Here is a 26,741-nt window from a genome sequence, read left to right on the forward strand (position 1 = left end):
GTGGGTGACGGAACACACGGGCGAAACCCACGACGAAAGGCTCGGGCGGAACGTGAACGAGCTCCTGCAGGAGCTGCGGGTGGCACAGGCCGGGGTGCAGATCCTGTTCGGGTTCCTGCTCTCGGTGGTCTTCACCTCCCTGTTCCGCGACGCGAGCGGGTTCGAGAAAGGCCTGCACATGGCCGCCGTCGTGCTCGCGGTGGCTTCGACGGCGTTGCTGACGGCACCCGCGGCCTGGCACCGGCTGCTGTTCCGGACGGGCCGGCGCGAGCGCATCCTCACCGCGGGCAACCGGGTAGTGGTCGCCGGGCTCGTGTGCCTGGCGCTGGCCATCACGGTGACGGTCGCGCTCATCGCTCGGGTCGTGTACGGCGCGGCGGCGATGTTCGGTGTCGCCGGCTTCGCGTTGTTGCTCTTCGTCGTGTTCTGGGGTGTTGCGCCGCGCTTGCTCAGCCGCGAGTGAGTGGCGGGCGAACCCGATCGGCGGAGAGATTTTCAACGCCCGGCCCGGTTTGGAGCGCAGCGGCTACGCTGGGGCGCCTGCGTTGCCACGGGAGGCCGGGATGACCACGTCGGAGAGCGGGCTCGAGAACGTCGACATGAAGGTCGAGGTGCTCGTGGTTCCCGTCGCGGATGTCGAGCGGGCCAAGGCGTTCTACACGGGAATCGGTTGGCGGCTGGACGAGACGCCGCCATGGGTCGTGCAGCTGACGCCGCACGGGTCGCCGTGCTCGGTGCAGTTCGGGACGAACCTCACGGATGCGAAACCCGGGTCGGCGAAGGGGTACGTCGTCGTCTCCGACATCGAGGCGACGCGCGCCGCGCTGGTCGTCGCCGGCGTGGCCGTGGGCGAGATCTTCCACTTCGGCCCGGACGGACCGGAGCCCGGGCTGGACCCGGATCGCACCAGCTACCGGTCGCAGGCCACCTTCGCCGATCCCGACGGGAACCAGTGGCAGCTGCAGGAGGTCACCACGCGGCTGCCCGGGCGGGTCGACGCGGCGGAGACGTCGTTCGCGTCGGTGAGCGACCTGGCCGACGCGATGCGCCGCGCGTCGGTGGCGCACGGCGAGCACGAGAAACGCACCGGCCAGGCCGACGCGAACTGGCCCGAGTGGTACAGCCGGTACATGGTGGCCGAGCAGGCGGGCACGGAACTGCCGCTCTGAGGCTTGTCTCGATCACGGAGGACGGATGACGGACGTCGAGCGCGGGCGGGGTCTGGCGGGCCAGACCGTCGTCGTCATCGGGGGCAGTGCGGGGATCGGCCTGGAGACCGCGCGGCTCGCGCGGGCCGAGGGCGCGCAGGTCGTGCTGACCGGGCGCGATCCGGAGAAGCTCGAGAAAGCCGCGGCCGACGTCGGCGCGCAGGACACCGCGGCCTTCGACGCGACCGACCCCGCGGCGATGGCCGCGTTCTTCCAGGGCCTGCCCGCCGTCGACCACATCATGATCACCGCGGGGGCGCCGCACTACGGCCCGCTGCTGACGATGTCCGCGGCGGAGATCCGCGACGCGTTGAGCGACCACCTCGTGGTCGGCCTCGAAGCCGCCCGCAACGCCGCCCCGAAGATGCCACCGGGCGGCTCGCTCGTCCTGATGGGCGGCACCGGCGGCCGGCGGGTGAGCCGCGCCCTCGGCATCGCGTCCTCGGCCACCGCCGCACTGCCCCCCTTCGCGGCGACGCTGGCCCTCGAGATCGCACCCGTGCGCGTGAACCTGATCGCCGCGGGCTTCGTCGACACGCCCCTGTCCGCGTCGCTGCTCGGTGAGGCCCTGGACGCCCGCCGCGCCGAACTGCGCGCCGCGCTGCCCATCGGCCGCGTCGTCACCCCGGTGGACGTCGGCGCCCTCGCCGTGCACCTCATGACCAATACGGCCCTGACGGGCGCGACGTACGACATCGACGGTGGGCAGCAGTTCGCGTTCTGACCCTCAGGCCATGGTCGGGCGGGCCCGCGGATTCTTGCTGTCGGTCCATTGAGGACTGTTCGTTCGGTGTGGCAGGGCGAATGGCCACGGCTGCGGGCGCGGCGACCGGCCGGGGCGAGCCCGGTGAACGACGGTCGAGGAGCCGCTGGTCGTGTCGCGGTCACGCGCGTCAGGGGCGGATCGTGGGGGTGAGATCGGAAGGTCGACTCGGCTTCGGTGAGCCGGTGCGGCCGCTTCGTGGGCGGCCGCCACCGTCGGCCGCGGCGGTCGTGGTCGGCGGTGGCGAGCACCGCGTGGCCGCCGCGGTCACCTGGCCGGTTCGACCCGTCTCGTGCACGAGTCGAAGCCGGTCCGCCGAGGGTGCACCGCAGGGGCGGTCAGGTCACGCCTGAAGCAGTGCTCGGGGACGGGGAGTGGTCGTAACGGCAGGTCAGTCGGTTTCCGGCTGCTGCCATTCGCGTCCGGCGCGCTGGGCGGCGATCCGGATCTCGTTGCCGTTCTCCCAGCGGTTCTGCCCGGGCAGCTCGGCGGTGCGCGGCGCGGTTTCGTCGTCCGCGTCCGGCTGTTGTCGGATCTCCTGGTCGGCCATGGTCATGGTTGCCTCCGTTCTCATTGCCCCACAACGATTCCGGATACCCGCCCCCGCGGCAAGCAAACGCGACTCCGCTTCACCCGGAAGGTGAGGGGTTGCGTATCCGGCCGGTTACCGATCGGCGCCGGCGCGGCGGACCGGCCGCAACGCCCGACTGTCTGCGCCTCCAGGACGAATCCGAAGGTGCCCGACGCGCCTCAACACGCCCGAAGACCAGCACTTTCGGGCGATCCCGGCACGATGGGAGTCCGATGTGGACGATGGGCGACAAAGTGTGCGATGCGTCGGTGAACCGCGTTCACGCCGCGCGCCACCCCGATCCCGAACCGGTGCCGACGTGACACGCCGACCTCTCCGCCCGACGACACCGGGGGCCCTGACCGGGGTCGGCCGCTCAGTCGTTGCCGCGGAAGTTCTCCCCACCGTTCGGGTGCCCGGGGCGGGACCGGCCGTGCTCGTCCTCCAGCGGAGTCTCCCGTTCGTCCCGCCGCGAAGCAGGCGGACGGTTGCCGCTCGAGTCCTCGTCGGCGGGTTCGGGGGTGGGTCGTTTGTCGTCCACGGTCGCTCCCGCCGGTCAGTCGTCGCCGGGCCATTCGCCGCTGGCCTTTTCGTAGCCGAGCGCGCCGGCGCGTTCGGCGGCGGCCTGGACCGCGCCGAAGATGGCGCCCTGCAGGGTCGCGGCGATGAGGATCTCCTGCCAGCCCCGATGCTTGTCGGTCGCGTTCGGGGTGTCGTCCTCGCCGGCGATCCGCTGCCACAGCAGTTTGAAGACCTGGCCGGCGACCAGGCCGCCGAGGGAGCTGACGGCGAAGTTCAACGGTTTGTACAGCGTCTTCTTCATGCCGGACGGGTACCCCGGTGCGAACGAGGCTCAACCTCCGGCCGGCGTAGGCTCCGGTGACCGCGGTTCAACCAGCAGCCGTCTGCCGTCGTCCCGGCCCGTGCCGAGGACTCCGGAGACCGGCCGGCCCGCGCACCGGGCGTCTCCGCCGATGTGTGGAGGGAGGCCTGCCATGGCGGAACCGCTGCCGGAGGACCCCGCGAACCCGCCGGTCGTCGTCGTGGTCACCACCGCCGAGGACACGACCGTGGTGGTCCGCGGCGACGTCGACGCGACGATCGCCGGCCGGCTCGCCGAGCAGCTGGCCGTGGAGCTCGAACTCGGGCCCCACGTGCTGCTCATCGACCTGCGTGAGGTCACTTTCTGCTCGTCCGACGGCATCAGCACCCTCGTCCGGGCCCACGAGGCCGCCCGCGCAGCGGCGGTGCCCTACGCGATCGTCACCGGCCGGCTCGCGGTGCTGCGTCCGCTGCGGATGCTCGGGCTCGCCCGCGTGCTGCAGGTTCACCACGACCTGGCCGACGCGAAGGCGTGGCTGGGGATCGTGTCGCGCCTGCGTTCGTGACGTCCGGCCGGGCGGCGGTCCTCACCCCTCGCGGGCGGCTCGCAGATCCGCGACGACCTCCGCCCGCGCGGTCTCCCGGTCGGGCGCTCGCAGCACCGCCGACGGATGCACGGTGGCGACGGCGACGGTGCAGAGACCGGCGAGCTCGTCGGGCGGCGCCGAGGGCTCGCCGCGCTGCCGGGTGATCCGGAACGACGGGCCGTACACCGACTGGGCCGCGGTGGCGCCCAGCAGGAGCAGCGACCGCGGCCGCACGGCGCGCAGCTCGGCGACCAGCCACGGCCGGCACGCGACGACCTCCGCGCGCGACGGCTTCTCGTGGATTCGCCGCTTGCCGCGTTCGGTGAACTTGAAGTGCTTCACCACGTTGGTGGCGGAAAGGACTTCGCGCTGAAAGCCGGCTTCGGCGAGCGCCTCGTCGAGGAGCCGGCCTGCCGGGCCGACGAACGGCTTGCCCCGCCGGTCTTCCTGGTCGCCGGGCTGTTCGCCGGCGACCAGGATCTCGGCCCGGCACGGTCCCTCGCCGAACACCGTCTGCGTGGCGGCGCGGTGCAGCCCGCACCCCGTGCAGTCCGCGGCCGCCCGGCGCAGGCGGGTGAGGTCGGCGGTGTCCGGCGGTGCGGCGCCGTCCGCGCGGGTCGTCGGCATGGCCGCCGGTTACCCGGCCCCCCGGCCGGCAGACCCACGGCGTCAGGGCCGCGAAAGCCCCAGGTGGTCCCGCAGCGTCGTCCCCGAGTACTCCGTCCGGAACACCCCGCGCTCCTGCAGCAGCGGCACCACGGTGTCCGCGAACTCGTCGAGCCCGCCCGGCGTCACGTGGGGCACCAGGATGAAGCCGTCGGCGGCGTCGTTCTGCACGAGGTCGTCGATGGAGCCGGCGACGGTCGCCGGGGAGCCGATGAACGTCTGGCGCCCCGTGACCTCGATGACGACCTCCCGCGCGGTCAGGTTCTTGGCTTCCGCGAGCTGGCGCCACTCCTTCGCCGTCGCCAGCGGGTCCCGGTACATCCGCACGCTGGCCCGGCCCTTCGAGATCAGGTCCTCCCCGACGACCGGGTCGAAGTCGGGCAGCGGGCCGTTCGGGTCGTGCTGGGACAGGTCGGTGTTCCAGAGCTGTTCGAGGAATTTGATCGCCGTCTGCTCGCTGACCTGCTGCAGGCGCACCTCGTGGGCCTTCTCGTCGGCGTCGGCGTCGGTGTCGCCGAGGACGAAGGTCGCGGCGGGCATGATCACGAGCTGGTCGGGAGTGCGACCGTACTTCGCGAGGCGTCCCTTCACGTCGCGGTAGAACGGCCGGCCGGTCTCGAGCGTGCCGTAGCGGCTGAAGATCGCGTCGGCCGTGGCGGCGGCGAACTCGCGGCCCTCGTCGGAATCGCCGGCCTGGATCGTGACCGGCCGGCCCTGCGGCGCGCGCGGCACGGGGAAGCGGCCGTCGATGGTGAAGTGCTCGTCGTGATGGGAGAAGGCGCCGGCGTGGGCGTCGGCGAGGAAACGGCCGCTCGCCTTTTCCGCGAGCACCTCGTCGCCGCGCCAGGAGTCGAACAGCTCCCAGGCCGTGCGCAGGAACGTCTCGGCCCGCGAGTACCGCTGGTCCTGCGGCAGGAAGCCGCCGCGGCGGAAGTTCTCGCCGGTGAAGGCGTCCCACGAGGTCACGACGTTCCACGCCGCGCGCCCGGCCGAGAGGTGGTCGAGCGAGGCGAACTGGCGTGCCACCTCGAACGGCTCGTTGAACGTCGAGTTGATCGTGCCCGCGAGCCCTAGCCGCTCGGTGACGGCGGCCAACGCCGAGAGCACGGTGAACGTGTCCGGGCGCCCGACGACGTCGAGGTCGTAGATGAGGCCGTTCTGCTCGCGCAGCCGCAGGCCTTCGGCGAGGAAGAAGAAGTCGAACTTGGCGCGCTCGGCCGTCTGCGCGAGCTTCACGAACGAGCTGAACTCGATGTGGCTGCCCGCCTCCGGGTCGCTCCACACGGTGGTGTTGTTGACGCCCGGGAAGTGCGCCGCGAGGTGGATCTGCTTCGGCTCGGTCATCGGGTCCCTCCTCAGGCGGCGTAGCGGTTCGCGGGGCGGGGCAGGCCGAGCAGGCCCCGCAGCGTGGCGGCTTCGTAGTCGTGGCGGAACGCGCCCCGCCCGCGCAGCTCGGGCACGAGCCCGCGCGTGACGGCGGTGAGGTCGTCGGGCAGCGCGCCCGGCCGCAGCCGGAACCCGGTCAGGCCGGCGGCGTGCCAGTCGAGCAGCAGGTCGGCGAGCTCGGCGGGCGTGCCGGTGAAGACGTGCGCGTCGGAGGTGTACTCGGCCCCGGCGACGTCGTCGAGGCGCGCCTTGCGGTCGGCGGCGGCGCCCGGCTTGTCGTCGAGAAACACCACGAGGTCGGCGAACACGCGCAGGCGCTCGTCCACGTCCGCCCGGATCCGCGCGACGTCCGCCCGGTCCTGCGGCGTCACGTACACGAGGTCGGCGGCCTCGCCGGCCAGCCGGTAGGCACGCTCGTTGTGCGCCAGGGCGGCGACGGGCGGCTGGCCCTGCGGCGGCCGTGGCGTGATGGACGGGCCCTTCACCGAGAACCAGCGGCCCTCGAAGTCGATGTAGTGCAGTTTCCCGCGGTCGACGAACCGGCCGGTGGCCACATCGCGGATCTCCGCGTCGTCCTCCCAGCTGTCCCAGAGCCGGCGCAGCACCTCGACGTAGTCCGCGGCCTCGTCGAACAGGTCCGCGGCCTCGGCCGGTTCGCGACGGCCGAAGTTGCGGTACTCCTCCTCGTGACGCGACACCTGCACACGCACCCCCGCGCGGCCGCCGCTCACGTAGTCGAGCGTCGCGATGGCCTTCGAAAGGTGGAACGGCTCCGTGTGGGTGACGACGGCCGTCGGCACGAGGCCGATGCGTGAGGTCAGCGGGGCCACGCGCGAAGCGATCAGCACCGCGTCGAGCCGGCCCTGGACGACGTCGGTGCGGTCCTCGAACGGGCCGCGCGCGTCGGTGCGCAGGGACAGGAAGTCCTCGAAGGTGACGAAGTCCAGCTTCGCCGCTTCGGCCTCCTGCACCAAGCCGGTCCAGTACCCGGCCGTCAGCAGCTCGGCCGGCCGTGCCGCCGGCTCCCGCCATGCCGCCGGGTGCCAGCCGGCCCCCTCCAGGGCGACGGCGAGCAAGGGTCCACCTGCCATGTGTGCGCGTCCTTTCCGCTCGGCCTGCCTTCGCAGTGTGCGCCGGGACACGGGGGCGTGGCAGCCGCAACCAGCCATTGGGAAAGGCGCGGTTTTCCCGCCCGATCGGGAATAACGCGGGGGAGTAGCGTCCACGCGGGAACCCGGCGTGGACGAGGGAGTGGTGATGGCGGGAGAAGGCCTGGTGACGGTCGCGAGCAGCCGGCCGGTGGCGGAGACCGTCGACCGGCTCGTGGAGCTGGCCGAGAACGCGGGGCTGATCGTGTTCGCGCGCATCGACCACGCGGCCAACGCGGTCGCCGCGGGCCTCGAGCTGCGGCCCATGGAGCTGCTGGTGTTCGGCCACGGCCGCGGCGGCACCCCGCTGCTCGCCGACGGCCCCACGAGCGGCCTCGACCTGCCCCTGAAGACACTCGCCTGGGAAGACGAGCAGGGTGGCGTCCACGTCACCTACAACGACGCCAGCTGGCTCGCCGAGCGCCACAACCTGGGCGACGCCAGCGCCGCGGCGCTCGCCGCGTTGGGCAAGGGGCTCACGACGCTGGTGGGGAAGGCGACGGAGTAGCGCTCCTCGGCTCCGGCCGCGACGAGCTCCGCGCGGCCGCCGGCCGCCGTGGGCGCGCCCCGAAGCCGCGCCTCAGCTCAGCAGCGACGAATGCCGCGCAGCCGTCGTCACCGGGCCGACCAGCGTGGGCTGCAGCCGGCGGGCCGCGTCGAGGTGGTCGGCGGTCCAGATCATCTTCACGGCGGTCGCGGTGCCCTGGTGATCGTCGCCGGAGAGGTCGCGGTGGACGGCGGTCAGGAGGCGAGCGTCGGCGGCCGGGTCGCGGGACTTCAGCGGCGGGACGACGCCGGACCCGGTGAGGGCGTCGGCGGTGGCCTCGTACCAGCGGGCCAGCTCGTTGCTCGCGGCGAGGACCTCGGCGCGAGCGGCGGCGCGGTCGCCGCCGGGGCCCCCGGCCTCGCGACGCCACAGGTCCAGCACGGCTTCGGCGGTCAGGCGCAGCACCGCGACGGCCGTGATCATCGCCGCGACGTCGGCCAGCGGCACGTGCTTCGGGCCGCGTTCGGTGAGGAAGATGCGGAACACGTCGTCGAGGCGCCGGGCCGCGGCGGCGGCACGGCGGTTCTCGTCGCCGGGATCGGCGGTCGCGGGGACCAGCGCGTCGCAGCGGCTCACGCCGTACTCGACGGCGCCGCGCAGGTAGCGGGCGCTTTCGGCGAGCCCGTCCGCGACGGCGCGCCGCAGCTCGGCCGCGGCGCCGCGCGGCCAGAACACGACGCCCACCACGAGGCTCACGGCGCACCCGAGCGCCACGTCCTCCACCCGGACCAGCCCGATCCGCAGCCCCGCCGGCTGGATCAGCGAGAACAGCAGCAACAGCACGACCGTGAACCCGGCCTGCCCCGCGGCGAACGAGATCACGGCGGGCGCGAGCCCCGTGAACACCACCGCGATCGGCAGCAGCGCCCAGAACACCGTCGTGTCGTGGCCGAGCAGCAGGATCAGCACGCTGCCCACGACGATCCCCGCGACCGTGCCGAGCAGTGCCCGCACCGCGCTCTGCCCGGTGCTCAGCGCGTTGGACCGCAGCACCGCCATCGTGCCGAACGCGACCCAGAACGAGTGCTCCACCCCGGTCAGCTCCGCGATGAGCACGGCCGCCCCGAGCGCGATGCCGCCGCGCACGCTGTTGTGCAGCGTCACCGAGTTCCACGAGACGTGCGCGCCCGTCCGTTCCTGCACCGACGACAACGCCGAACCCGCGCCGTCCGGCCGCCGCCCGATCAGGTGCTCCCACCAGGTTCGCCGGCGCGCCGCGACGGTCAGCTCGATGTTCTGTGCGATCGCCGAGATCGCGAAGCTCATCTCCTGCGCGCGGAAGCTCGGTTCGAGCGACGTCACGAACTCCGCCGTGTCCGGGTCCGGCAGCGCCGACGTCGCGGTGGCCTCCATCTCCCCGCGCGCGTCCCGCAGCCGCGCGAGCTCGACCATCAGGTCGTCGGGCGCCGCTGCCACCGCCTTCAGCAGGCCCGCGCCGTGGTCGAGCAGCACGGCGGCGGCCAGCTTGACCTCCGACACCGCCGCCGTCGTGGCGCCGTGGCCTTCGGCGACGGGCATCCGCGCCAGGATCTCCTCAAGCCACACGACCTCGTCGATGAGCCGCACGAGGGTGCGCGTCGAGGTCGTCAGCCCGGTCGGCCGGTACGGCGTCCCGAAGAACGAGTCCCGCAACGCGGCGACGGCGGCACTCGACTCCGCGACGACGTCGTCGACCTGCGCCACCACGTTCGGGAGGAACCCGCAGCGCACGCACTCGACCTCGGTCCGCAGCCGCTGAGCCAGCAGCGCGCACGCGCGGGCCGTCGCGATCCGCAGCGGGTTGCGCACTGGCGAGGGCCACAGCACGGCGATCGCGGCCATCGACACGACCCCGGCCATGCCCCAGCCGAGCAGCCGGTCGGGCAGTGTGGCGAGGGAGCCGGGCAGCGTCGCGGGCAGGATGAACGACACGAGCAGCGACGTCGTCGCACTCGCGATCACCGAGCTCACCACGGCGGAGAACAGCACCACGAACGCCACCACGACCGTGGTCGCCGCCGCGAGCCAGACGACCCGTGACACCAGCGTGCCCAGCGAGATCAGCAAGCCGCCGGCGAGCACGAGCGCGCCCTGGGCGAACACGCGGTCGCGGATCGGGCCGCCGAAGTCGACGAACAGCAGCAGCGCCACCGAGCCGACGGACGCGAACAGGCCCGTCAGCGCGCTGCCCAGCACCAGATTCCCGACCGCGAACAGCGACGGCAGGATGATCGCGGCCCGGCCCGTGCGGCGCAGCGCCGAGAGGTTGTTGTCCCGGCTTCGCAGCCACCCGAGAACCGTCATGGCCCGCCGTGCCTCCCGCCGTCGAGGGGGCACCAGGCCCGGACGCGAGCATGGTCGGGCAAAACCGCGTGTGTCAAGAACCCCGAACGGGCCCGGATCCACTGTGGAACGCCGCCACCCAGGGCGCGGACCTGGTTGACTGTCCCCATGCTGCCCTGGGACGCCCCGCTCGCCGGCCGGCTCGACCGCCACACGATCACCTCGGAGCTGTTGCGGGGCAACCCGCTCGGCGACCCGCACGAGCGGCCCCTGTGGGTGTACGTCCCGCCGGGCTACGACGACTCCGGCGCGCGCTACCCGGTGATCTACGTGATCCAGGGCTACACCGGCCAGGTGACGATGTGGGCCAACCACACCGCGTTCCGCCGGCCGTTCCTCGAAACGGCCGACGCCGTCTTCGCCGACGGCGCGCCGCCCTGCGTCGTGGTCTACGTCGACGCGTGGACCTCCTACGGCGGCTCGCAGTTCGTCGACTCGCCCGGCACCGGGCGCTACCACTCGTACCTCTGCGACGAGATCGTGCCGTGGGTCGACGCGCACTACCGGACCATCCCGGTGCGCGAGTCCCGCGCGATCACCGGCAAGTCGTCCGGCGGCTTCGGCGCGATGATCACGCCGATGCTGCGCCCCGACCTGTTCGGCGCGCTCGCCACGCACGCCGGTGACACCCTCTACGAACTGTGTTACGTGCCCGAGTTCGGCAAGGCCGCGCGCGTGCTGCGCGAGTACGACCACGACATCTTCCGCTGGTGGGACGACTTCCGCTCCCGCCCGGCGTTCACCAAACCGGGTGACGAGTCGCTGCTCGTGGCCCTCGGCGTCGCCGCGTGCTTCTCCGCGCGCGAGGACGGCACACCCGAGCTGCCCTTCGACGCGGTGACCGGCGTGCTCGACCCGGACGTCTGGGCGCGGTGGCTCGCCTGGGACCCGGTCCGCATGGCCCCCGCCCACGCCGAGACGCTGCGCTCGCTGGACTCGGTCTGGATCGACGCCGGCACCCGCGACGAGTGGTTCCTCGACCTCGGTGCCACGGCGTTCCGCGACGAGCTCCTCAAGGCCGGTCTGCCCGAGGACCGCCTGCACTTCGAGCTCTTCGACGCCGGCCACGGCGGCATCGACTACCGCTACCCGCCGGCGCTGAAGTGGCTCGCGGAGCGGCTGGCGCGCTAGCGCTCACTCCAGGTCGACGCGCACCGTCAGCAGGTTGTCGCCCAAGGTCCGCACCCCGACGCTGTTCAAGCGCGGCAATGACTTCAGCCGGGCCACGGCGTCGTCGCCGGGGAGGACGTGGGCGGTCCCGTGGTGCCAGCGCCCGCGCAGCCGCACTCGGACACGCGGGTCGGCCTGCAGGTTGCGGACGTACTGCGAGCGGGTGCCGAACTCCGACACCAGCCGGAACTCGTCGCCGGTGCGCCGGCCCCCGACGGGGGTGCGGCGGGAGACGCCCGACCTGCGGCCCGTGGTCTCCAGCAGGACCTGGCCGGGCAGCCGTGACAGCACGGGGTTGCCGACGCGGCGCTGGAACGTCGTCACCAGCCGGTGCCACCCGCTGCCGCGCCGGGCGGCTTCGCGCAGCCGCCACGGGATGACCACCGCGTGGATCGGCGCCGCGAGGGCCCACAGCTCCCGGGCCGGAGCGCGGTCGAACCGCACGGTGGTGGTCCAGCGCACCCGCGTGCGACCTCGACGGAGTTGCGCGCGGTCAGCACCGCCGACGGCGCCTTGAGCACCACGCTGCCGGGCTCGGAGCTCACGACCGCCCAGCCGAGCACGCGGCCGGGCCCCGGTTCGATCCGCAGGCGGAGGCACCACCAGCCCCCGCGCAGGAGCGCCCGCAGCGGCGCCGGCGCGTCCTCCCAGACGGCACGCGCCCACTGCTCGGCGGTGCGGTCGTCGCCGGCGGGCCGGGCAATGTCCACTGTGGACGTGTAGTCGGACGTCACGCGGTCCAGGCTAGTGCTTCGAAGCCTCCGACGCGCGAGCGTGACCGCCCGGGGCGGCCGCGTCCGGGCCCCAGCTCGCCAGCAGCCGCAACGCTTCCTGCGATTTCGAACCGGGCTCGGTGTGGTACACCGACAACGCCTGGTCCTGGTCTTCGGGCAGCGTGAACGTCTCGTAGTGCACCGTCAGCTCGCCCACGAGCGGGTGCCGCAGCCGCATCGTCGCGTGCGTCTTGCGCTTCACGTCGTGCGCGGCCCACATCGTGCGGAATTCCTCGCTCTTCACCGACAGTTCCCCGACCAGCTCGGCGAGCAGCGGGTCGTTCGGGTGCTGCCCGGCATCGAGCCGCAGCTGCCCGACGACGTCGGCCGCCTTGGTGCGCCAATCCGAGTACAGGCTGCGTGCGGCCGGCTCGAGGAAGACGATGCGCGCCCAGTTGCGGTCTTCCGGCGCCCGCGCGGCCCAGTCGCCGAACAGCGCCGACGCCGTCCTGTTCCAGGCGAGCACGTCGGTGCGGCGGCCCCACACGTACGCGGGCACGCTCTCGATCGCGTCGAGCATCGTCTGCAGCACGGGCCGGACCTGCTGCCGTTGCCGCGGTGCCGTCCGTTTGCGCTGCTGCGGCCTGGCCAGGTGCAGCAGATGTGCGTGTTCGGTCTCCGACAGGTTCAGCGCGGTCGAGATCGCCGTGAGCACCTCGAGCGAGACGTTGCGGCTGTTGCCCTGCTCCAGCCGCGTGTAGTACGCGACGGAAACCCCGGCCAGCTGCGCCAGCTCCTCACGGCGCAACCCCGGCACGCGCCGGCGCCGGCCGTACTCGGGCAGCCCGACATCGGACGGCTTGAGACGGGCGCGCCGGGACCGGAGGAACTCGCTCAGCTCCTCACGCGGGTCCAGCGCCTGCTCGGGGCGGGGGTGCGTGGCCATGTCCCCAGTATCGCGCCCGGACCACGAAATCGCTGCTCCCGAGCCTGTCCCCGCCAGTAGTAGGCACGCGGGACGTACGCGAAACGGGCACCTGGGTAACCCCTCGCGCCCGGCGCACGGTGAACCCGTGCCCGCCGAACGGCCGGCACCAGTGAGAGGGATCAGTGAGATGACCGAGACAACCACAGCTTCGCCCGTCACCGCGCGCGGCCGGGACCGGCTCCCGGGCAAGGCCCTGTTCGGCCTCTTCCTCGCCGGGTTCATCGGCATCCTCACCGAGTGCCTGCCCGCCGGCCTGCTGCCCGAGATCAGCCGGACGCTGCACACGAGCGTCGCGGCCACCGGCCAGATCGTCACGATCTACGCCGCCGCCACCGCGCTCGCCGCGATCCCGCTGTCGCGGCTGACCGCGAAGTGGTCGCGCAAGACCGTGCTGCAGGTCGCGCTGGGCACCGTCGCCGTGACCAACGCCCTCACCGCGCTGTCCACCGACTACACCTTCACGATGGTGATCCGGTTCGTCGCCGGCCTCGGCACCGCGCTGGTCTGGACACAGCTCGCCGGGTACGCCGCGCGCCTGTCGCCGCCCGGCGTGCAGGGCCGGGCGATCGCCATCGCGCTGGCGGGCACGCCCATCTCACTGGCCCTGGGTGTCCCGGTCGGTACGTGGCTGAGCACCTTCGGGGGCTGGCAGACGGCGTTCTGGGTCTCGGCGGCGCTGAGCCTGCTCAACCTGCTCTGGTTCGCCGTTCTCCTGCCGAGCCTGCCCGGCCAGGCGGGCCACGAACGCTTCACGCTCCGCCAGGTCCTCGCGATGCCCGGGCTGCGCACGATCCTGTTCGCGCTCACCACGTACATGGTGGCGCACAACATCCTCTACACCTACGTGACCGACTTCCTGCGGTTCGCGGGCATGGGGAGCCAGGCCGGGTGGGTGCTGTTCGCCTTCGGCGTCACGTCCGTGCTGAGCGTGGTGGTGGTCGGCGCGCACATCGATCACCACCTGCGCAAGCTGATCGTCGCGAGCACCCTGCTGTTCGCGGTCAGCGTGCTGGTCCTGGCGGTGTTCTCGGGTGTGCCCGTGCTCGTCTACCTCGCCGCGGCGGCGTGGGGCCTGGCGTTCGGCAGCTCGCCCAGCCTGTTCATCGGTGGCGCGATCAACGCGACGGGCGAAGCCGCCGACGTCGCCCAGTCGATCGTGATCTCGTTCTTCTCCGGCTCGATCGCCCTCGGCGGTCTCGTCGGCGGGCTCCTGATCGCGGGCCTGGGCACGGCGTCGATCACGGGGGCTTCGCTGGTGCTGCTGGTCTTCGCGGCGGTGGCCGTGGTCGGCGGCCGCGAGCACGCGTTCCCCAGGGGCGCCTGAGCGGCGTCCCCCGGGGAGTGGCGTCAGCGCGGGAAAACCGTGCCGTCGAACAGCTTCCGGGCCGTGCGCACGACCCCGCTGCGGCGGACCCGCGGCGGGGTCTGGCCCGCGTCCACCTCGACCTCGACCTGAAGGTGGCCGGTCGGGTGCTCGACGTCGATGCGCGAGGTGCCGGGCAGCTTCGCCAGCTCGTGCCCGACCGCGCCGTCCAGCAGGAGCGCAGTGGCCACGCTGACGGCCCCGAGCACCCCGATCGACGTGTGCGGTTCGAGCGGGATGAACGTGCGGGTGCAGATCGTGCCGCCGTCGACGGGCGGCGCGACGAGCGTGGTCTTCGGGACCGAGCTTTCGCGCACGTCGCCGAGGCCCATCAGCTCGGCCGCCCGCAACCGCAGCGACTGGATCCGCTCCCGCAGCTCGGTGTCGGCCTTGAGCTGATCGACGGTCTCGTAGCCGGTGAGCCCGAAGTCGGCGGCCCGTGCGACGACCACGGGCATGCCGTTGTCCACACAGGTCACCGGCACACCGTCCACAGTGTCCACGAGGTGCCCGGTCGGGAGCAGCCCGTGGCCCGTCGACCCGGCGGTGTCGGCGAAGTCGAGCACCACCGGCGCCGCGGTGCCGGGCACGCCGGAGATCGCCGTGTCACCCGCGTACTCGACGACGCCGCCGGGGGTGGGGAAGCGGGCGACCGCGGTGCTGTCCGAGTTGACCATCCGGATCCGCACGGTCGTCTCGCCGTCGCCGGCCGGCACGAGGCCGCGCTCCACCGCGAACGGGCCGACGCCCGCGAGCAGGTTCCCGCAGTTCTGCCGGTCGGTCACGGTCGCCTCGGCCACGCCGAGCTGCAGGAACAGGTAGTCGACGTCCGCGTCGGGCGAGGTGCTCGGCGACACCACCGCCACCTTGCTGGTGAGCGGGTGGGCGCCGCCGATGCCGTCGATCTGGCGCGGGTCGGGGCTGCCCATGACGCGCAGCAGCAGGTCGTCGCGCTCCGCCGCGTCGGCGGGCAGGTCCTCGGCGCGGAAGTACGCGCCTTTCGACGTGCCGCCGCGCATCAGCAGGCACGGCAGGCCCGTCACGCCTGCTCCTTTGCGTACTCCTCGGCGGTCACCCACCGCACGCCCAGCGAAGCGAGTTTCTCGCGCAGCCCGTAGCGATCGAGCCCCAGCTCGCCGCCGGCCAGGGCGGCCCGGGTGGCTTCTTCCTTGGCCAGCCGCGCCTTCGACGCGGTGATGCCCCGTTCGACGTCGGCCTGCGCGACTCGCAGCACGCCGTCGTCGTCGGCCAGGATCACGTCGCCGGCGTGGATGGTCTGCCCGCCGACGGTCACCGGCACGTTGACCGAACCGGCCGTCGCCTTCACGGTGCCCTGCGCGCTGATCGCCCTCGACCACACCGGGAAGCCCATTTCCTTGAGCTCCGCGACATCACGCACGCCCGCGTCGATCACGAGACCCCGCACGCCGCGCGACACCAGCGACGTGGCGAGCAGCTCGCCGAACATCCCGTCGGTCGACGGGGAAGCGGTGGTGACGACGAGGATGTCGCCCGGCCGGCACTGCTCGACCGCGGCGTGGATCATCATGTTGTCGCCGGGCCAGCACAGCGCCGTCACGGCCGAACCGCCGATGCGGGAGCCGCGGTGCAGCGGGCGGTGCTCGGTGCCGACGTAGCCGACGCGCCCGAGCGCCTCGTGCACCGTGGCGACCCCGAAGCCGGCCAGCTCGTCGATCTTGTCGCCGGGCGCCCGGGGGACGTCGGTCACCACCACGTTGTTCATTCAGCCTGCTCCATCGCTCAGTTGTCGGTCTCGCGCAGCGCGGTGATCACGCTGCGCAGGTGCGCCCGAGCCGCTTGCTCGGCGGCGTCCGGGTCGCGGCGGGCGATCGCGTCGATGATCGCCAGGTGCTCGGGCAGCGACACGTGCGGCCGGCCCGCGCGCATGGCGAGCCGGAACTGGTGGCGGACGATCTGGCCGTGGAGCCGCTCCAGCATCTCCGCGGCCACGGTCTGTCCCGCGATCTCCCGCACCGTGCGGTGCAGCTCGCGGTTGAGCTCCGAGTACTTCATCGACTCGCCCTCGTCGACGGCCGACCGGAGCCGCACCGCCAGTTCGCGCAGCGAGTCGATCTCGTCGTCGGTCGCCTTCTCCGCCGCCTTGGCCGCACACAGGCCTTCGAGCACCATGCGGCACTCGGTGATGGCCACGGCCTCCTCGATCGACACCACCCGCACCCGGGCCCCGCGGTGCGGAATACGCTCCACCAGGCCTTCCGCGGTGAGGTCGATCAAGGCCGCGCGCATGCTCGCGCGCGTGACGCCGAAGGTCTCGGCCAGCTCGGCCTCCACCAGCCGCTGCCCCGGGACGACGTCGCCTGCCAGCAGGGCGGCCCGCAGCGCGTCGAGTGCGGCGTGCTTGCCGGCCTCCCCTTCCTTGGGCGTGGTGGTCATCCCGGCTCCTCTCCTCGATGGTGACGCTAAGCATCCCATACGAGATTGTCAACAATTTCGTAGACGACTCTTGTGACGATCCGGGTCGGCGAGTTACGTTCCCCCGGACCACCCCGGCCGCGAAGACGCGCCCGGCACGACAGGAGATGATCACGACGATGACCGGACCGGCCACGTCACCGCCCGCCGCCTCGGGGGCCAAGACTTCGACCCGCAACGCCGTCATCGGCGCTTCCTTCGGCTTCTTCGTCGACATGTTCGACGTGTACCTGCCGGTGGTCGCGCTGACGCCCGCGATGAACTACTTCCTCCCGCCCTCGGTGTCCGCGGGCAGCCGGGCCGTGATCACGTCGCTGATCTTCGTGGCCACCCTCATCGGCCGCCCGCTGGGCTCGATGATCTTCGGGCGCCTCGCCGACAAGGTCGGGCGCCGCCGCGTGACACTGTGGTCGATCACCGGGTGCGGCATCTGCACGCTGCTCATCGCGCTGCTGCCCGGCTACCACGCCGTGGGCCTGCTCGGCGTGGTGCTCATGGTGGTGCTGCGCCTGATCGACGGTGTGTTCCTCGGCGGCGAGTACACCGGCGCCACGCCGCTCGCCATGGAGGCGGCCCCGACCGGCAAGCGCGGCTGGTACGGCGGCCTCGTGGGCATGGGCTTCCCGATCTCGTACTGCGCCATTTCGCTGGTGACGTTCGTGATGCTGCGCATCGCACCCTCGGGCGGGGTGAACTCGGCCTACTCGCAGTGGGGCTGGCGGGTGCCGTTCCTCGTGGGCGCGCTGCTGTGTGCGGTGTTCTGCTGGTACTTCTCGCGCACCGTCGAGGAGTCCGAGACGTGGAAGTCGGCGAAGAAGTCGCGCACGCCGATCCGCGACGTGCTCGTGGGTTCCTCGCGCAAGCAGTTCCTGCAGGTGTTCGTGATCATGAGCGGCATCTGGTTCGCCTCGAACCTCGCCTCCGGCCTGCTGCCCAGCGCCCTGCAGTACCAGGCGCACGTGTCGGCGACGCAGGTCACGGCCGCGCTCGTGATCGTGCAGGCGATCCACTCCGTGCTGTTCCCGTTCCTGGGGGCGTGGTCGGAGAAGATCGGCCGGCGCAAGTTCCTCGCGTGGTCCGGTGTCGGCATCGGCGTGGTCTGCGCGGCCGCGTTCGCCACGATCAGCTTCGGCTGGTGGTCCGGCTTCGGCGCGGTGCTGCTGCTCACGTTCGTGATCCGGATTTCGGGCGGCAGCACGTTTGCCGTCACGCCGTCGTACCTGTGCGAGCGCTTCCCGCCCGCCGTGCGCGGCAGCGGGTTCGGCCTCGGCTACAGCATGCCGCTGATCCTGACGTCGTTCTACGCCTACTACCAGGACTGGCTCGGGCACATCATGCCGTCGGGCCTCACCGCCGCGGCCCTGCTGGTGCTCGGTGGCGCGCTGGTGCTCGTCGGCTCGCTGCTCGGCCCGGAGACCAAGGACGTCGACCTCGGCGCCGCGACCGCGGGCCAGCCGCAGGCGAGGCCGGTGAGCGCATGACGACCACGACACTGCTGGGCCTCGGTGAGGTGGGTGCCGTGCTCGCGGAAGACCTTACCGGGGTGGAGCTCACCGCGTGGGACGTGGCGCTGGCGGATCCGGCGAGCGCCGCCGCGCGCAACGCGGAACGGTTCGGGCTGGGGTCCGCTGTGGACGCGCACGACGCCGTCCGCGAAGCCGATCTGGTGATCAGCGCCGTGACCGCGGCCAACGACCTCACGGCGGCGAAGTCGATCGCCGACGGGCTGCGCGCGGGCTGCTGGTTCCTCGACCTCAACTCCGCGGCACCCGGCCAGAAGCAAGCCTCGGCCGAGGTGATCGAGAAGGCCGGCGGACGCTACGTCGAGGCCGCCGTGATGTCGCCCATCAACCCCAAGCGCCTCGCCGCGCCGATGCTGCTCGGCGGCCCGCACGCCGCCGAGTTCGCGGAGTTCGCTCGGCCGCTCGGGTTCACCGGGATGGAGGTCTACGCCGACGTCGTGGGCCGCGCGGCCGCGACCAAGCTGTGCCGCTCCGTGGTGATCAAGGGCGTGGAGGCACTGCTGGCCGAGTCGCTGCTCGCCGCGCGCGAATGGGGCGTCGAGGGGCGTGTGCTCGGCTCCCTGTCCAACCTGCTGCCCTCCGACGACTGGGAGCAGCTCGCCGCGTACATGATCTCCCGCTCGCTGGAGCACGGTGTCCGCCGCGCCGAGGAGCTGCGGGAGGCCGCGGTGACCGTGGCCGAGACCGGCGTCGAGCCCGTGATGGCGGAGGCGATCGCGCGCCGCCAGGACTGGGCGGCGGCCCACCGCCCCGCGGACCTGGGCGAGCTGGAGAAGCGGCTGCTCCCGCTGCTCGACGCGGTCCGCACGCGAATGTCCGAAGAAGACCGGAAAGGCGACACCGAGTGATCATCGACTGTCACGGCCACTACACGACCGTGCCCGCGGCCCACACGAGCTGGCGGGACGCGCAGCGCGCCGCGTACGGCGCGGGCACCGCCGCCCCGGCATACCCGGAGATCGGCGACGACGAGCTGCGCGAATCGGTGCAGGGCCAGCTCGGCCTGATGGCCGACCGCGGCGTGGACCTCACGGTGTTCTCGCCGCGCGCTTCGGCGATGGGCCACCACATCGGCGACGAGGCCGTGAGCACCGAGTGGGCGCGGGTGAACAACGACCTCGTCCACCGCGTCACCACGCTCTACCCCGAGAAGTTCATCGGCGTCTGCCAGCTGCCGCAGTCGCCGGGCGTGCCGGTGGAGCACTCGGTGGCCGAGCTGCGCCGCTGCGTGGAGGAGCTCGGGTTCGTGGGCTGCAACCTCAACCCCGACCCGAGCGGCGGGCACTGGACCGCGCCGCCGCTCACGGACAAGAGCTGGTACCCGTTCTACGAGGCCATGGTGGAGCTCGACGTGCCGGCCATGGTGCACGTGTCGGCCTCGGACAACCCGAGCTTCCACGCCACCGGCGCGCACTATCTCAACGCGGACACCACCGCGTTCATGCAGTTCCTGCAGTCGGACCTGTTCACCGACTTCCCGGACCTGCGCTTCGTGATCCCCCACGGCGGGGGAGCGGTGCCCTACCACTGGGGCCGCTACCGCGGGCTCGCCGACATGCTCGGCCGCCCCGAGCCCGACGAGGGTGTGCTGCCGAACGTCTTCTTCGACACCTGCGTGTACCACCAGCCGGGCATCAACCTGCTGTTCGACGTGATCAACGTGGACAACGTGCTGTTCGGCTCGGAGATGGTCGGCGCCGTGCGGGGCATCGACTCGCGCACCGGGCACCACTTCGACGACACCCGCCGCTACGTCGACGCGCTCGGACTGTCCGATGAGGACAAGACGAAGGTGTACGAGGGCAACGTGCGCCGTGTCTACCCGCGCCTGGACCAGGCGCTGAAGGCGAGGGGCGTGTGAGCGCGTTCACGGCCGACCCCGGCTGGCTCTCCTACGACCCGGACCCGTCGAAGCCGGCCTTCGTGCTGCCGCCCGGCACCGTCGACGTGCACACGCACGTGTTCGGCCCGGGTGACGTGTTCCCCTACGCGCCGGAGCGCAAGTACACGCCGACCGACGCCGGCAAGGAGCAGCTGTTCGCCCTGCGCGACTTCCTGGGCATCGACCGCCAGGTGATCGTGCAGGCGACCTGCCACGGTGCCGACAACAGCGCACTGGTCGACGCCCTCGGCGCGGCGGGCGAGCGCTCCCGCGGGATCGCGACGATCCGCGGCACCGAGTCCGACGAGGAGCTCGCCCGGCTGCACGCGGCCGGCGTCCGCGGCATCCGGCTGAACTTCGTCCGCCGGCTCGTGGACCCGAAGCCCGACGCGTACTACCACGACCTGGTCGCGCGGATCGCGCCACTGGGCTGGCACATCGTCGTGTACTTCGAGGCCGCCGACCTCGCCGAGAAGTGGAACCTCTTCACCTCGCTGCCGACCACGGTCCTCGTGGACCACATGGGCCGCCCCGACGTCACGAAACCCGTCGACGGGCCGGAGTTCGGCCGCTTCCGCACCCTGCTGCGCGAGCACCCGAACTTCCACGTCAAGGTCACCGGCCCGGAACGCCTGACGGTGGCCGGCCCGCCCTACGACGACGTGGTGCCCTTCGGCCGCGCGCTCGTGGAGGAGTTCCCGGACCGCGTCCTGTGGGGCACGGACTGGCCGCACCCCAACATGAAGAGCCACATGCCCGACGACGGCACGCTGGTCGACTTCGTGCCCCGCATCGCGCCGAGCGCCGAGGCTCGGCAGAAGCTGTTGGTGGACAACCCGATGCGGCTGTACTGGGCAGACTGAAGACGGCAGACTGAGCCGGGCCGTCCGAAGTGGACGGTCCGGCTCAGCCCAGCCGCTCGGCGACGCGCGGGGGAGCGGTGTCGCTGTCGCCGGGGGAGATCGTCATCGGCCAGACCTCCTGCACCGGGTCCTTCGCCGACGCGACGCGGGCGAGCACGATCTCGCCGAGCCGCCGCCCGTACGCCTCCAGCGAGACCGCGAACGTGGTCAGCGCCGGCACGAGGTAGTCGCATACCGGGTTCTTGCGGAACCCCACCACGGCCAGGTCGACGCCCGGCCGCACGCCGGCCTCGGCGAAGCGCCGGTAGAGCCCGAGCGCGAGCGTCTCCTGCGCCAGCATCACGGCCGTCGGCGCCGGCGCCATCGCCAGCAGGCGTTCGGCCAGCAACCCGCCGCCCTCGGGGGTGTCGGGCAGGCGGATCTCGGCGGCGGGCTCGAGTCCGTGAGCGGCCAGCGCCTGCCGGCAGCCGCGCGTGTACTCCCAGGTGCTGTTCACGTCTCCGTCGTCGGAGGCCAGCGCGATCCGCGTGTGCCCGGCGGCCACGAGCCGCTCCACCGTCTCCGCCGCGACGCCCTCGAAGTCCAGGTCGAGCCACGCGTGGCCCTCGGGCCCGCCGCGGCCGAGCGCCACGAACGGCACGCCGCGCTCGGTCAGCAGCTCCACCCGCCGGTCGACGCGGTGGGTGTTGGAGATGACGTACGCGTCGGCGATGTGCCGGTCGACGGCGTTGACCAGGTACCGGTAGGGGTCCTTGGCCGGGCCGACCGGCAGCAGCACCAAGTCCATCGACCGTTTCGAGAGCTCCTGCTGCAGGCCGTCGCAGACGCTGAAGTAGAACGTCTCGCCCATCGCGGTGCGCGCGGTGTTGGTCTGCATCACGAGCGCGACGGTGCCGGTCGCGCCGCGGCGCAGCGTGCGGCCGGACTGGTTCGGCTGGTAGCCGAGGCGCTCCGCGGCCGAGCGGACGCGCTCGCGCGTGGCCTCGCTGACCTCGCCGCGGGAGTTCATCGCGCGCGACACGGTGCTGATCGACATGCCGAGCTCGGCCGCGAGCTCCCGGATCCCGACCCGGCCCATGCGTCCCCCATCCCTTCAGGTTGTCGCTCACAGTATCGCGGGTCGATCACCCACTGGCGCCCCGGAAACGTTTCCGGTAACGTTTCCGGTGGACGCGCCGAGGCGTCCGGTTGCTCGTGGGCGGAGGATCCATGCTCGAGTCACGTGTGGTGCGGAAGCTGTCGCTGAGACTGCTGCCAGTCTTGATCATCGGCTACTTCCTGGCGATCATCGACCGCGCGAACCTGGGGGTCGCCGCGCTCACGATGAACGCCGACCTGGGGATCGGGGCCGCCGCGTTCGGGTTCGCCGCGAGCGTGTTCTTCGTGCCCTACGTGCTGCTCGAGGTGCCCTCGAACCTCGCGATGGCCAAGTTCGGGGCTCGCTGGTGGATCGCGCGCATCCTCGTGACCTGGGGGATCATCTCCGCCGCCCACGCGCTGGTGTGGGACGTGCCGAGCCTCTACGTCGCGCGCGCCTTGCTCGGTGCGGCCGAAGCCGGCTTCTTCCCGGGTGTGATCTTCTACCTGACGCTGTGGTTCCCGGCCGCGCACCGCGGCCGCATCATGGCGACGTTCACCGCCGGCATCCCGGTGGCCCTGATCATCGGCACGCCGCTGTCGGGGCTGATCCTCGACCTCGAGGGTTGGCTCGGCCTGCACGGGTGGCAGTGGGTGTACCTGATCGAGGGTGTGCCCGCCGTGCTGATGGGGATCATGATGCCGTGGCTGCTGCCCAAGAGCCCGGACAAGGCGAAGTTCCTCGACGAGGAGGAACGCGCCTGGCTCGTCGGCACTCTCGCGCGCGAGGCCGCCGAACGCGAGGCGCTGGGCACGCGCGGCAGCACCCGGCGCAAGGTGCTGAAGACGTTGCTGAGCCCGAAGGTGCTGATGTTCGCCGTCGCGTACTACGGCCTGACGAACCTCAACGGCGCGGTGTCCACGTTCCTGCCGCAGATCCTCAAGCCGTTCGGGCTCGGGAACACCGCGACCACGTTCGTCGCCGCGATTCCGTACGTGTTCGGGCTCATCGGCATGCTGGTGCTCGGGCGCCTGGCCGACCGGCCGGGGCTGAGGGCGACGAGCCTGTACGTCGCGCTCGGCGTGTCGCTCGTCGGGCTCGTCGCGTCGGCGCTGTTCGACGCACCGGTGGTGAAGCTCGTGGCGCTGTGCGTGGCCGCGTTCGGCGTGTTCGGGGTGCTGCCGACGTTCTGGGGCCTGCCGACGGCGATTCTCACCGGGGCGGCGGCCGCGGGCGGCATCGCGTTGATCAACGCGCTGGGCAACCTTTCGAGCGTCGTGAACCCGGCGGTGATCGGGGCGATCGACGCGAAGACCGGCAGCTTCGACGGCGGATTGCTGTGGCTCGCGGCGATGGCGGTGGTCGCGATCCTGGCGGTCACGGTGATCCTGCTGGTCTGGCGGCCCGAGCGGCAGGCCGTGGTTTCCGTTTCGGCGCCGAAGCAGGAGGTCTGACGTGCGCATCGCCGAAGTGCGGTTGCGGCGGCTGAAGGGTGTGCTGCCGACCGACGGCGACCTGTGGGAGGAACGGCTGGTTCGCCCCCTCGACGTCTACCCCGAGTACCGCACCCGCGACGACCACGAGGGCGGCGTGCAGCGGCCCGGCGGGTTCGAGATCTCCACGTACTTCGTGGAGATCGAGACCGACGAGGGCCTGGTCGGGCGCGCCGGGCCCGTGCCGGAGACGGTGGCGTGGCTGGTGGCGCACGAGCTGCGGCCGCTGCTGCTCGGCCGCGACCCGATCGCGGGCGAGCAGCTGTGGGATCAGCTGCACCGCGCGCAGGTGCACGGCCGCGGCGGCCAGCCGATGCTGGCGATCAGCGCGGTGGACAACGCGTTGTGGGACCTGCGCGGCAAGTGGCTCGGGCAGCCGGTACACCGCCTGCTCGGCGGGCCGACGCGCGACGAGGTGCCCGCGTACGCGTCGATGCTCGGCTTCTCGGTGCAGGATCTCGATCGCGTGCGCGAGCGGGCGGTGGAGTTCCGTGATCGCGGGTATCGGGCGCAGAAGTGGTTCTTCCGCCACGGCCCGGCGAGCGGGTACGAGGGGCTGCGCGCGAACGTCGCTCTCGTACGGACGCTGCGCGAGGCCGTCGGCGAGGACTACGACCTGATGTTCGACTGCTGGCAGTCGATGGACGTCACCTACGTGACGGAGCTGGCTTCGCGGATCGCCGAGTTCCGGCCGCGGTGGCTCGAGGAAGTGGTGATGCCGGACCGGATCGACGGGTACGCGCTGCTGCGGCAGCGGCTGGCGGTGCCGCTCGCCGGGGCGGAGCACGAGTACACGCGGTGGGGCTTCCGGCGGTTCGTGGACGCCGGCGCCCTGGACGTGCTGCAGCCCGATCTGTATTGGTGCGGCGGGCTTTCCGAGGCGCTGAAGATCGCGGCCTACGGCACGGCCCACGACCTCCAGGTGATCCCGCACGGCCACTCCGCGCCGGCGACGCTGCACTTCTCGCTGACGCAGTCGCCGGCCCACACGCCGTACCAGGAGGATCTGGTGAAGTGGAACCAGGTGCACCAGCTGTTCCTGGCTTCACCGGTGAACCCGGTCGGCGGGGTGCTGACTCCGTCGCACGCGCCGGGGCTGGGCATGGAGCTCGACCCGGCCCGCGCCGAGGCCGACGACGTCGTTTTCGCTTGAGCTATCGGGAAAGCAGGGGAATGAACACGCCTCGCTGGTGGCAGACGGCCACCGTGTACCAGATCTACCCGCGCAGCTTCGCCGACTCGAACGGCGACGGCATCGGCGACCTGCGCGGCATCATCGGCAGGCTCGACCACCTGAGCACGCTGGGCGTCGACGTGGTGTGGCTTTCGCCGGTGTACCCGTCGCCGCAGGACGACAACGGCTACGACATCAGCGACTACTACGGCATCGACCCGGTGTTCGGCACGCTCGCCGACTTCGACGAGCTGCTGGCCGAAGCGCACGCGCGCGACATCCGCGTGGTGATGGACCTCGTCGTGAACCACACGTCCGACGAGCACCCGTGGTTCGTCGAGTCGCGCGACCCCGCGAGCCCCCGGCACGACTGGTACTGGTGGCGCCGCGAGCCCAACAACTGGGGCTCGCGCTTCTCGGGCCCGGCCTGGGAGCAGGACCCGGATTCGGGGGAGTACTACCTGCACCTGTTCTCGCGCAAGCAGCCGGATCTCAACTGGGAGAACGGGGAGATGCGCCGGGAGATCCACCGGATGATGCGGTGGTGGCTCGACCGCGGCGTCGACGGGTTCCGCATGGACGTCGTCAACTTCATCGCGAAGCCCGTTTCCCTGCCCGACGCGCCCGTGGTCGCGGGCGACCTCTACGGCGAAGCGGAATCCTTGTACGCCAACGGTCCCCGCCTGCACGAGTTCCTGCAGGAGATGTACCGCGAAGTCTTCGCCGGCCGCGCCGACCGGCTCCTGACGGTCGGCGAGACGCCCGGTACATCCGTTTCCGACGCGCAGCTGCTCACCGATCCGGAGCGCCGCGAGCTCGACATGGTGTTCCAGTTCGACCACGTGGAGCTCGACCAGGGCCATTCCAAGTGGGACGTGCGGCCGTTCGACCTGGTGGCCCTGAAGCGCACTCTCGCCCGCTGGCAGGTGGGTCTGGCCGACCGCGGCTGGAACAGCCTCTACTGGAACAACCACGACCAGCCCCGCATCGTCTCCCGCTGGGGCGACGACGGCGATCTGCGCTCTGTGTCGGCCAAAGCGCTGGCCACCGTCCTCCACCTGCACCGCGGCACGCCCTACGTGTACCAGGGCGAGGAACTCGGCATGACCAACGTGCCGTTCTCCTCGATCGACGACTTCGCCGACATCCAGTCCCGCAACCACTACTTCGAGGCGACCGGTCCGCTGGGCCAGTCTCCCGCGGCGGTTCTGGCGGCCCTTCGCGCACGCTCCCGCGACAACGCCCGCACCCCGATGCAGTGGGACGCATCCTCTTCGGCCGGCTTCACTTCGGGTACGCCCTGGCTCCGGGTGAACCCGAACCACGTGACGATCAATGCCGCGTCGCAAGTGGACGATCCGGCTTCGGTGTTTTCGCACTACCGCCGGTTGATCGCGCTGCGTCACGCGGAGCCGCTGGTGGTTTCGGGCCGGTACGCGTTGCTGGAACCCGATCATCCGCGGTTGTTCGCGTTCACGCGGGTCGACGGTGACCACGGGCTGCTGGTGCTGGCCAACTGGTCGGGTTCGCCGCTGGACGTGCCTTCGTCCGCTGTGGACGGTTGGTCCGGCGCGTCGCTGGTGCTGGGCAACTACCCGGGGTCGGTGTCGGTGGGAGAGCAGCTGCGCCCTTGGGAAGCCGTCGTCTTCCGCCGCTGACGCCGCACCACGGCGGCGACGCTCCCGGCCGCCGCACCCGGCAAGGCAACGACACCGGTCGCGAGGCGGACGAACCCGGTCGAACCGAGGCTGACCGTGAGCAGCGCGAGACGAGTGCAGGGCGGCGACGGAAAGCGAAACGGTCCGGACCAGCGCCCGCGCGCCCAGTGCGCTCGTCGGAGGCGAGGACCCGGTCGAGCAGCTGCAGGAAGGTGAGGCGGTCGGTGTTTCGGGGAACGGTGGTCACCGGTTCGCCGCCGCGCCCGGCCGGCCGACGGTGCGCAGAGCGAGCGCAGGGGGCTCGCCCTGGCCGCGCAGCCGGCCGACGAACCTGTCCGGAGTCGGGCTGTGGTCGACGATTC

General features: G+C 72.0%; 27 protein-coding genes. 14 read left to right on the forward strand and 13 right to left on the reverse strand.

All coding sequences use genetic code 11. The features are described 5' to 3' along the window. The first annotated feature begins 4 nt into the window (after nucleotides 1-4). From AB0K15_RS10580 to AB0K15_RS10590, 3 genes are all read left to right on the forward strand, one after another. The gene (locus AB0K15_RS10580; protein WP_364048046.1) at nucleotides 5-463 is read left to right on the forward strand and encodes a DUF6328 family protein; all 459 of its coding nucleotides are present in this window, start codon (nucleotides 5-7) and stop codon (nucleotides 461-463) included. A 100-nt stretch (nucleotides 464-563) separates the two neighbouring features. Next, entirely contained in the window at nucleotides 564-1,169 is a 606-nt protein-coding gene (locus AB0K15_RS10585; RefSeq protein ID WP_364048048.1) for a VOC family protein, read from the forward strand. 25 nt (nucleotides 1,170-1,194) lie between these two features. Beyond that, nucleotides 1,195-1,932: an SDR family oxidoreductase gene (locus tag AB0K15_RS10590; protein ID WP_364048050.1), complete on the forward strand. Its 738-nt coding sequence runs from the start codon at nucleotides 1,195-1,197 to the stop codon at nucleotides 1,930-1,932. Between the two features lie 430 nt (nucleotides 1,933-2,362). On the opposite strand, the gene AB0K15_RS10595 is transcribed toward AB0K15_RS10590, so the two are convergent. The 3 genes from AB0K15_RS10595 to AB0K15_RS10605 form a co-directional block, all read right to left on the reverse strand. Continuing rightward, nucleotides 2,363-2,527 carry a hypothetical protein gene (locus AB0K15_RS10595; protein WP_364048052.1) on the reverse strand — a complete coding sequence of 55 codons (165 nt, stop codon included), beginning with the start codon at nucleotides 2,525-2,527 and terminating at the stop codon, nucleotides 2,363-2,365. Nucleotides 2,528-2,918: 391 nt separating this feature from the next. Continuing rightward, the gene (locus tag AB0K15_RS10600) at nucleotides 2,919-3,083 is read right to left on the reverse strand and encodes a hypothetical protein (RefSeq protein WP_364048054.1); all 165 of its coding nucleotides are present in this window, start codon (nucleotides 3,081-3,083) and stop codon (nucleotides 2,919-2,921) included. Nucleotides 3,084-3,098: 15 nt separating this feature from the next. Next, nucleotides 3,099-3,365: a DUF4235 domain-containing protein gene (locus tag AB0K15_RS10605; RefSeq protein WP_364048056.1), complete on the reverse strand. Its 267-nt coding sequence runs from the start codon at nucleotides 3,363-3,365 to the stop codon at nucleotides 3,099-3,101. 172 nt (nucleotides 3,366-3,537) lie between these two features. On the opposite strand from AB0K15_RS10605, the gene AB0K15_RS10610 reads away from it, so the two are divergent. Beyond that, a complete protein-coding gene (locus AB0K15_RS10610; RefSeq protein WP_364048058.1) occupies nucleotides 3,538-3,930 on the forward strand; it encodes an STAS domain-containing protein in 393 nt (130 codons plus the stop codon). Between the two features lie 21 nt (nucleotides 3,931-3,951). On the opposite strand, the gene AB0K15_RS10615 is transcribed toward AB0K15_RS10610, so the two are convergent. Genes AB0K15_RS10615 through AB0K15_RS10625 form a run of 3 tightly spaced genes read right to left on the reverse strand, consistent with a single transcriptional unit; the run spans nucleotide 3,952 to nucleotide 7,094 of the window. Next, entirely contained in the window at nucleotides 3,952-4,578 is a 627-nt protein-coding gene (locus tag AB0K15_RS10615; protein WP_364048060.1) for a UdgX family uracil-DNA binding protein, read from the reverse strand. Between the two features lie 42 nt (nucleotides 4,579-4,620). Further along, nucleotides 4,621-5,961, reverse strand: coding sequence for an NtaA/DmoA family FMN-dependent monooxygenase (locus tag AB0K15_RS10620; RefSeq protein WP_364048062.1), 1,341 nt, complete (start codon nucleotides 5,959-5,961; stop codon nucleotides 4,621-4,623). 11 nt (nucleotides 5,962-5,972) lie between these two features. Further along, nucleotides 5,973-7,094: an LLM class flavin-dependent oxidoreductase gene (locus AB0K15_RS10625; protein ID WP_364048064.1), complete on the reverse strand. Its 1,122-nt coding sequence runs from the start codon at nucleotides 7,092-7,094 to the stop codon at nucleotides 5,973-5,975. Between the two features lie 148 nt (nucleotides 7,095-7,242). On the opposite strand from AB0K15_RS10625, the gene AB0K15_RS10630 reads away from it, so the two are divergent. After that, on the forward strand, nucleotides 7,243-7,659 hold the full coding sequence (locus AB0K15_RS10630) for a DUF302 domain-containing protein (RefSeq protein WP_364048066.1): 417 nt from the start codon (nucleotides 7,243-7,245) through the stop codon (nucleotides 7,657-7,659). 72 nt (nucleotides 7,660-7,731) lie between these two features. Here AB0K15_RS10630 and AB0K15_RS10635 read toward each other — a convergent pair whose 3' ends face one another. Next, nucleotides 7,732-9,981 (reverse strand): FUSC family protein, encoded by a 2,250-nt coding sequence (locus AB0K15_RS10635; protein ID WP_364048068.1) that lies wholly within the window; start codon nucleotides 9,979-9,981, stop codon nucleotides 7,732-7,734. 147 nt (nucleotides 9,982-10,128) lie between these two features. Between AB0K15_RS10635 and AB0K15_RS10640 the strand changes: the two genes are divergently transcribed. After that, nucleotides 10,129-11,151, forward strand: a complete 1,023-nt coding sequence (locus AB0K15_RS10640; RefSeq protein ID WP_364048070.1) for an alpha/beta hydrolase-fold protein — start codon at nucleotides 10,129-10,131, stop codon at nucleotides 11,149-11,151. Nucleotides 11,152-11,154: 3 nt separating this feature from the next. Here the strand turns inward: AB0K15_RS10640 and AB0K15_RS10645 are convergent, their stop codons facing one another. Both AB0K15_RS10645 and AB0K15_RS10650 read right to left on the reverse strand, forming a co-directional pair. After that, nucleotides 11,155-11,652 carry a nitroreductase/quinone reductase family protein gene (locus AB0K15_RS10645; RefSeq protein ID WP_364048072.1) on the reverse strand — a complete coding sequence of 166 codons (498 nt, stop codon included), beginning with the start codon at nucleotides 11,650-11,652 and terminating at the stop codon, nucleotides 11,155-11,157. A 282-nt stretch (nucleotides 11,653-11,934) separates the two neighbouring features. Continuing rightward, a complete protein-coding gene (locus tag AB0K15_RS10650; protein ID WP_364048074.1) occupies nucleotides 11,935-12,849 on the reverse strand; it encodes a helix-turn-helix domain-containing protein in 915 nt (304 codons plus the stop codon). 169 nt (nucleotides 12,850-13,018) lie between these two features. On the opposite strand from AB0K15_RS10650, the gene AB0K15_RS10655 reads away from it, so the two are divergent. Continuing rightward, entirely contained in the window at nucleotides 13,019-14,215 is a 1,197-nt protein-coding gene (locus AB0K15_RS10655; protein ID WP_364048076.1) for an MFS transporter, read from the forward strand. Nucleotides 14,216-14,238: 23 nt separating this feature from the next. Here the strand turns inward: AB0K15_RS10655 and AB0K15_RS10660 are convergent, their stop codons facing one another. Genes AB0K15_RS10660 through AB0K15_RS10670 form a run of 3 tightly spaced genes read right to left on the reverse strand, consistent with a single transcriptional unit; the run spans nucleotide 14,239 to nucleotide 16,669 of the window. Continuing rightward, a complete protein-coding gene (locus AB0K15_RS10660; RefSeq protein WP_364048078.1) occupies nucleotides 14,239-15,297 on the reverse strand; it encodes a 4-oxalomesaconate tautomerase in 1,059 nt (352 codons plus the stop codon). Beyond that, nucleotides 15,294-15,998, reverse strand: coding sequence for a 4-carboxy-4-hydroxy-2-oxoadipate aldolase/oxaloacetate decarboxylase (locus AB0K15_RS10665; protein ID WP_285967238.1), 705 nt, complete (start codon nucleotides 15,996-15,998; stop codon nucleotides 15,294-15,296). Before AB0K15_RS10665 ends, AB0K15_RS10660 begins: the two co-directional genes overlap by 4 nt. A 17-nt stretch (nucleotides 15,999-16,015) precedes the next feature. Further along, a complete protein-coding gene (locus tag AB0K15_RS10670) occupies nucleotides 16,016-16,669 on the reverse strand; it encodes a GntR family transcriptional regulator (protein ID WP_364048080.1) in 654 nt (217 codons plus the stop codon). A gap of 158 nt (nucleotides 16,670-16,827) precedes the next feature. Between AB0K15_RS10670 and AB0K15_RS10675 the strand changes: the two genes are divergently transcribed. Genes AB0K15_RS10675 through AB0K15_RS10690 form a run of 4 tightly spaced genes read left to right on the forward strand, consistent with a single transcriptional unit; the run spans nucleotide 16,828 to nucleotide 20,976 of the window. Beyond that, a complete protein-coding gene (locus tag AB0K15_RS10675) occupies nucleotides 16,828-18,189 on the forward strand; it encodes an MFS transporter (RefSeq protein ID WP_364048082.1) in 1,362 nt (453 codons plus the stop codon). Next, complete coding sequence (locus AB0K15_RS10680; protein WP_364048084.1) at nucleotides 18,186-19,079, forward strand: DUF1932 domain-containing protein; 894 nt, start codon at nucleotides 18,186-18,188, stop codon at nucleotides 19,077-19,079. Before AB0K15_RS10675 ends, AB0K15_RS10680 begins: the two co-directional genes overlap by 4 nt. After that, nucleotides 19,076-20,092, forward strand: a complete 1,017-nt coding sequence (locus tag AB0K15_RS10685; RefSeq protein ID WP_364048086.1) for an amidohydrolase family protein — start codon at nucleotides 19,076-19,078, stop codon at nucleotides 20,090-20,092. The genes AB0K15_RS10680 and AB0K15_RS10685 overlap by 4 nt, the downstream gene beginning before the upstream one ends. After that, nucleotides 20,089-20,976, forward strand: coding sequence for an amidohydrolase family protein (locus tag AB0K15_RS10690; protein WP_364048088.1), 888 nt, complete (start codon nucleotides 20,089-20,091; stop codon nucleotides 20,974-20,976). The genes AB0K15_RS10685 and AB0K15_RS10690 overlap by 4 nt, the downstream gene beginning before the upstream one ends. Nucleotides 20,977-21,019: 43 nt before the next feature. Here the strand turns inward: AB0K15_RS10690 and AB0K15_RS10695 are convergent, their stop codons facing one another. Continuing rightward, complete coding sequence (locus AB0K15_RS10695; protein ID WP_364048090.1) at nucleotides 21,020-22,054, reverse strand: substrate-binding domain-containing protein; 1,035 nt, start codon at nucleotides 22,052-22,054, stop codon at nucleotides 21,020-21,022. Between the two features lie 131 nt (nucleotides 22,055-22,185). Here AB0K15_RS10695 and AB0K15_RS10700 point away from each other — a divergent pair, with 131 nt between their 5' ends. From AB0K15_RS10700 to AB0K15_RS10710, 3 genes are read left to right on the forward strand one after another with little or no spacing between them, the layout of a single operon-like run. Beyond that, a complete protein-coding gene (locus AB0K15_RS10700; RefSeq protein ID WP_364048092.1) occupies nucleotides 22,186-23,508 on the forward strand; it encodes an MFS transporter in 1,323 nt (440 codons plus the stop codon). A gap of 1 nt (nucleotide 23,509) precedes the next feature. Further along, on the forward strand, nucleotides 23,510-24,700 hold the full coding sequence (locus tag AB0K15_RS10705) for an enolase C-terminal domain-like protein (protein ID WP_364048094.1): 1,191 nt from the start codon (nucleotides 23,510-23,512) through the stop codon (nucleotides 24,698-24,700). A 20-nt stretch (nucleotides 24,701-24,720) separates the two neighbouring features. Continuing rightward, a complete protein-coding gene (locus AB0K15_RS10710) occupies nucleotides 24,721-26,379 on the forward strand; it encodes an alpha-glucosidase (RefSeq protein WP_364048096.1) in 1,659 nt (552 codons plus the stop codon). The last annotated feature ends 362 nt before the right edge of the window (nucleotides 26,380-26,741 follow it).

This window comes from Amycolatopsis sp. NPDC049253 (genome assembly GCF_040678995.1).
Classification (GTDB): domain Bacteria; phylum Actinomycetota; class Actinomycetes; order Mycobacteriales; family Pseudonocardiaceae; genus Amycolatopsis.